The organism is Desulfuromonas sp. (assembly GCA_002869615.1).
Taxonomy (GTDB): Bacteria; Desulfobacterota; Desulfuromonadia; order Desulfuromonadales; family UBA2294; genus BM707.
The window spans coordinates 128,406-134,831 of the sequence record PKUH01000106.1; the positions used below are offsets into that span (position 1 = coordinate 128,406).

Annotated in this window: 5 protein-coding genes; 4 read left to right on the top strand and 1 reads right to left on the bottom strand. The window is 47.2% G+C overall.

What is annotated here, in order from left to right; genetic code table 11:
* The first annotated feature begins 6 nt into the window (after window positions 1-6).
* The 4 genes from C0623_12000 (at window position 7) to C0623_12015 (ending at window position 5,124) form a co-directional block, all read left to right on the top strand.
* Window positions 7-807 carry an adenosylmethionine decarboxylase gene (locus C0623_12000; GenBank protein ID PLX98718.1) on the top strand — a complete coding sequence of 267 codons (801 nt, stop codon included), beginning with the start codon at window positions 7-9 and terminating at the stop codon, window positions 805-807.
* Window positions 808-914: 107 nt separating this feature from the next.
* The gene (locus tag C0623_12005; GenBank protein ID PLX98728.1) at window positions 915-2,045 is read left to right on the top strand and encodes a hypothetical protein; all 1,131 of its coding nucleotides are present in this window, start codon (window positions 915-917) and stop codon (window positions 2,043-2,045) included.
* A 29-nt stretch (window positions 2,046-2,074) separates the two neighbouring features.
* Window positions 2,075-3,838 (top strand): hypothetical protein, encoded by a 1,764-nt coding sequence (locus C0623_12010; protein ID PLX98719.1) that lies wholly within the window; start codon window positions 2,075-2,077, stop codon window positions 3,836-3,838.
* 14 nt (window positions 3,839-3,852) lie between these two features.
* Window positions 3,853-5,124, top strand: a complete 1,272-nt coding sequence (locus C0623_12015; GenBank protein PLX98720.1) for a hypothetical protein — start codon at window positions 3,853-3,855, stop codon at window positions 5,122-5,124.
* 59 nt (window positions 5,125-5,183) lie between these two features.
* Here the strand turns inward: C0623_12015 and fba are convergent, their stop codons facing one another.
* The gene (gene fba, locus C0623_12020; protein ID PLX98721.1) at window positions 5,184-6,164 is read right to left on the bottom strand and encodes a fructose-1,6-bisphosphate aldolase, class II; all 981 of its coding nucleotides are present in this window, start codon (window positions 6,162-6,164) and stop codon (window positions 5,184-5,186) included.
* Window positions 6,165-6,426 lie beyond the last annotated feature (262 nt).

Here is a 6,426-nt window from a genome sequence, read left to right on the forward strand (position 1 = left end):
GTGCCTATGAGCCCCAAAAAAAACATTCGCAACAACAAAAACCGGCGTCCCCGTAAGAAGCTAAAGCTCCAAGGTTTCAACAACCTGACCAAGACGCTCTCCTTCAATATTTACGATATCTGTTATGCCAGGCGCCCGCAAGCCCGCAAGGAGTACCTGGAGTATATCGACGAAGAGTACAATTCCGATCGCCTGACCAGGATCCTGACCGAGGTCTCCGACATTATTGGTGCCAACATCCTCAATATCTCGAGCCAGGACTACGATCCGATGGGCGCCAGCGTCACCATCCTGATCGCCGAAGGGCCCCTAACTGCGCAATCAGAACAGGTTCTGGCCCACCTCGACAAAAGCCACCTCTGCATCCATACTTACCCTGAAAGTGACCAGAAATCAGGGATATCAACATTCCGCGTCGATGTCGACATCTCAACCTGCGGCGAGATCAGTCCGCTGAAGGCGCTGAATCATTTGATCGGCTCGTTCGATTCCGATATCGTATTGATGGACTACAAGGTTCGCGGCTTTACCCGCGACACCCGCGGCCGGAAACATTACATGGACCATCGCATCCACTCGATCCAGGATTTCATCCACAAAAAGGTTCTTGACCGGTATCAGTGTGTCGATATCAATATCTATCAGGAGAATCTCTTTCACACCAAGATGTTGCTGAAGGATTTCAGTCTCGACAATTACCTGTTTGCCAGAACAGCCGATGACCTCCCGGAAGAGGAACGGACGATGATTCATAAGGTTCTCGAACGCGAGATGATCGAGATTTTTTATTCGAAAAACATTTACTGATACCAGGAGCTCCCTTGATTAAGAATCGATTGATTATCCTGTTTTCTTTCCTGACTTCGCTGGGCGCAAGCGCCTGCAGTGGCCCCGGGCTGATCGGAAATCCGCAGATGCCTTATCCGCTATCTGCTCCGGCCGAAGTCGGCCAGATCGTTCATATGCCGACCGGGATTCTCGTCTCGGAAGACGAAATGCTCGACATTGCCAGCCGCAACCGGATTGTTTACGTCGGTGAAACCCATGACAACCCGGCCTCGCACCGGCTGCAGCTCAAGGTTCTGAAGGCGATGACAGATCGCTACCCGGGCAAGGTCGCAGTCGGTATGGAAATGTTCACTCCCGCCCAGAACGAAGCGCTGGAGCAGTGGATCAACGGTGACCTCTCGGAAAAGGAATTCCTGCGTGCTGCCGGCTGGTTCACGGTCTGGAAGGGTGATTACGAATACTACCGGGCCCTGCTCAACTTCGCCCGCGAAAAGAAAATTCCGGTGATCGGCTTGAATGCAGAAAAGAAAGCGGTCCGCCTCGTCGTCGCCGATAAGACCGAAGAATTGACGGAAGCAGAGAAGCAGATTGTCGCAAAGATGGATCTGGATGACCCCTACCAGCGCGGCCTGGTCGAAGGGATCTACGGCGGCCATGTCAAAAGCGAAGGGATGCTCGACGGTTTCCACAGGGCGCAGACTCTCTGGGACGAAACGATGGCCGAATCGGTTGCTTCTTTCCTGAATCAGGAGGAACACCGGGATTTCCACATGGTCGTGATTGCCGGCGGCAATCACATCCGCTACGGATTCGGCATTCCGCGCCGGGTGTTCCGCCGCCTGCCGTCAACATATACCCTTATTGGCGGCAAGGAGATCGAAATCCCGGAAAGCAAGCGGGACAAATTGATGGATGTTACCCTGCCGCAATTCCCGATGGTCCCGTATGACTTCATGGTCTTTACCCGCTATGAAGAGCTTGAGAAAAAAGGAGTCAAACTGGGAGTCATGTTTAGCGATACGGAGGATCAGGTCTCCATCAAAATGGTTGCTCCGGGATCAAATGCTGAACGGGCCGGTATTGAAGAGGGCGACACCGTCATCGCTATCGATGGTGAAAAGATTGTCGATAAGTTTGATGTATTCTACTCGATCGGGCAGAAGATGATTGGCGACAGAAGCACAGTAACGATAAAGCGAGATGACAAAATCATGGAACTTGATGTTTCCTTTTCATCAAAACCCGAAAACGAATAAAAGTCTGTCTCCTTTGTTCAGGAATAATAATGATTGATAGCCACTCTCCATCCAAATGGACCAGCCTGCAAAAGCTTGTTTTTCTAACATTTTTCTCCTGTGCAGTCTGGCTTGTCATTTTCCCAATAAAGGATTTCGACACATTCTGGCATCTTGCTAATGGTACCGCCATGCTGGACCAGAAAAGGATTATCAATGAAGAGATTTTTTCGTATTCAGTATACGGAAAACCGTTTATCAATCACTCCTGGCTTGCTCAAATAATAATGTCAACAATTCACCAGATCGGTGGCATAATTCTCCTGATCGCGACAAAGGCAGTAATCACCTCTTTTATCTTCTTGATTATCTTCAAATCATCCCGAATCCTTAGGGCAAGCATACCTTTGGCAGCATTTTCAGGGTATGCGGCAATTCTTGCCGGACTGTCCCGCTATGTTGTCCGCCCACAATTATTCAGTTACGCTGCCCTCGCATTCCTGTTCTGGTTTCTCAACAAATATCTTAAAGAAGGATTTGACAGAAAACTTTTCATCATCCTTCCTGTTTTGATGATTCTCTGGGATTACATGCACGGACCGGCAGTTTTTGGGTTTTCCCTCTGGATCGGAATTGCCTTTGGTGAATTAGGTAAATATATTATCGCACGAAAAATGAGTGTCATCGATTATCATGGCATCAAAAAGATTAAAACAATCTGGTTCTGGCTCTTCATTTCACTTCTCATGGTTTTAACAAAACCTCTCGGCCTCGATCTTTACACCGCAACTTTTAAAATCATGGATAACAACTTCATAATCGCGATGACTGGCGAATTCATGCCTACAGATTGGCAGATGCTGTTTATCCCTTTCTGGTTACTCCTCGGCGCTACGAGCCTGACAATATTATTCCGGTTGAAGCATATCGATATTACTCACCTGGTCATACTGATTCCGTTTTCATATCTCGGAATCAGGTATAACAGAGGCGTTGGTGTATATGCCATTGTTGCAGCACCTCTTTTTGCCTTCTATGCAAGTCAGTTATGGCATTCTTCAGAGATCATACAACGCACAAAAAAAGCAATAGTCGGCCTTGCATATGTTTTTTTCATCGCTGTTATCGCCTGGACGATTCACTTGAAAGGACTCCCCGTTAAAAGTGGTGAATTTGACCCCAGTGGTCTCAGGACCGGGCTAGGAATCAATAACGTCTTTCTCCCTATGGGAACCGTGAACTTTATCAAAAAGGTCGGTCCTAAAGGGAATATGTACAATAACGATCGCCTCGGAGGATTATTTTCATATTACCTATACCCGGAAAATAAAATTTTCCATTACAATCATCCGCTATTATTCCAGGATATCTACGGTTATCTCCACAACCCGGCATTGCGAAAGCAATGGAACCACAACTACGCAGTTTTATCTACTGAAGATGAAATCAGGATGTTTAGACGCGAAAATTGGGTCACAGTATACAGGGACGCGGTCGCTTATATCATGGTGAAACCAACGATACAGAACAAATCAATCATTGATCGCTACAAGGTTACATTCTTTACGCCGTTGCTACCCGACAGCAGAATAATAAAAATATTTAAAAGGCCGGCATTGGCCGGCACCTTATTAAGAGAAATGTCAAACTACTTGAGCTTCAATAATGACCAAAGAATTGGTTCCTTGTTCGCAAAAGGTGTTGCACTGAATCAACAAAACTATAGCAACGCTAAACTGAATGAACTCATAAAAAATGCAACGACTATGAACCCCCAGATCAAGAACTTGCTTCCTGTTGGCAATTACAACTAAATCTCCATGCATAAATGACGAAGCTATTTAAAAAACTGAAGATCAGTGAAAGGCAATATGCGATTTCAGGTTTAATTGCGGCTGCTTTTATAAACATTGCTCTGCATATTCCCTCATTTTTCAGGGAGCAGTTTAAAGGGGACGAGCATGTGTTCTTTGCCCTGGCAAGACAAATGGGATGGGATTTGTCAAATTTCTCTACCATGGGAGACCCTATTATATCAAACTGGCCTAATACGATTTACAGACAACCATTATTTCACCATGGTCCAGTATTCCCCTATATCTTAAAGTTCGGAAATCTTATTAATGAGGGTCCTCTTTTTGGCCTTCTTTTCACAAATTCCATCATTATTCTTTTCTTTGTACATGTATGGGTATTATTCAAGCGCCTCGAAATTCCAGGGCGTATCCAGGCTGTCTCTTATCTGTTCATTGCAGTTAGTCCTTTGATCGTATTTTCCACAACCCGCCTGCATATCGATGCCATTTCGGGGCTGATATTGGCCTGCGGTCTGATTGCTTTTATCGAGGCAATAGAAAAAAAATCGCCGAAGTGGCTCATTTGGGCAAGTATTGCATTCAGCATCTCACTAAACCTGAATTTTTCGTCAATTCTGATACTACCGATAATCCCTGTATTGATATTATTTGGTTATCGATCACAAAAGACATTTTACTCAGAGAATGAAACTTCAAAACCAGCCGCACATCTATCCTTCTTTTTTCAAATCAGCTGGCACTACTGGGCTGTTTCGTTATTAATCATGGTATTATTCGGGCTACACCATCATGCTCGGCTGATTCTAACCTATGGAACGATAATTCCCGGACAATTCATTGCAAATGACCCGGGGCCATGGACAGAGTATTTGGCGACAAGAACTCGCCCACGCATGTTCACCAACCTGTTGCTGACTACCCCAATATTATTATTCCTGTTTTTCCCATCCTCGTGGGAAACAATCAAACATGGGTTAAGAGCTTTCTCTTGGCCGATCATTTTCCTAGGAACTTTTCTCTTCTTTTTCTTAATGAAAATCTTGTTCACGTATCATGAAATGCGCTATTTTTCTTCTGCCACACCATTTTTTCTTTGTCTTTTCCCGTGGCTTTTAATGCATATCAGAAAAAAACATTTTTCATTTTACTATCCGTTTCTTATCCTTGTTTTTACGTCAATGTCCTACGCATCATTCCGGGAAGTTTTTTTGCGCCCCAACGAGGTTTATAAAATCATCCCCCCGCTATATGAAGTAATACCGTCGCTGCTGCAATTCTGGTAAGAAACTGAAAAAGGCCGCCCATTCGGGCGGCCTTTTGTCATAAACAGCCTGGATAAATATCACGCCTTGCCGGCACTCCCGAGAACTGCCTCATTCTTATGCTTGATCAGTTCGATCAATTCCTTGCGCGCCGCCCCGAGATACTTGCGCGGATCGAATTCGGCCGGGTTGTTGGCGAGGTATTCCCGTACCTTGGCAGTAACCGCCAGCCGGCCGTCGGAGTCGATGTTGATCTTGCAGACGGCGCTCTTGGCGGCTCTTCGCAGCTGCTCTTCCGGTACCCCGACGGCGCCGTCCATCTTGCCGCCATACCGGTTGATCAGCTCGACATACGACTGGACCACCGATGAAGCGCCATGCAGAACAATCGGGAAACGGGGAATCCGTTTCTCGATCTCCTCGAGGATATCAAATCGGAGCGGCGGCACCTCCTCGCCCGGTCCGAGCTTGAACTTATAGGCTCCATGGCTGGTGCCGATCGAGATCGCCAGGGAATCGACCCCGGTCCGCTCGACAAACTCCTCGACCTCTTCCGGTTTGGTGTAGGTTGATTCTTCCGCTTCAACCTCATCCTCGATACCGGCCAGAACCCCGAGTTCGCCTTCGACGGTGACATCAAACCGGTGCGCATACTCGACGACTTTTTTCGTGACCTCGACATTTTGATCGAAAGAGTGATGCGAGCCGTCAATCATCACCGAAGAGAAACCGGCGTCAACACAAGCCTTGCATATTTCAAAGGTGTCGCCGTGGTCGAGGTGGAGCGAAACCGGAATCTGCGAACCCATCTCCCGGGCCATTTTGACCGCCCCCATCGCCATGTAGCGGAGCATGGTTTCGTTGGCATACTCGCGGGCACCCTTGCTCACCTGGATGATAACCGGCGAACTGGTTTCGGCGCAGGCTGTGACGATAGACTGCAACTGTTCGAGATTATTGAAATTGTAAGCGGGGATCGCATAGCCGCCATCGACCGCCTTATCGAACATGTCCCGGGTATTAACGAGGCCGAGATCACTGTAATGAACCGTATCACTCATGGAAAATACTCCCGATAAAAAATTATTAAACAGGCCTACATCACACCATCATTAATAGCAATTCATCCGGCGCAAGTCCAGAAGATTTGTTCCTGATTTCAGGGGTTGCGCCGGCACCGTCAATCGGCTAGGATACGCGCGAATTTCGAACTGCAACAACCCGACAAAAAAAGGAGCGCCTGATGGATGCACAGGAACGTTATTTCAAGGACTGGAAAGAAAGAGAGGCCATCGCCGAATCGATGCTGCCGCTGATCGGCAA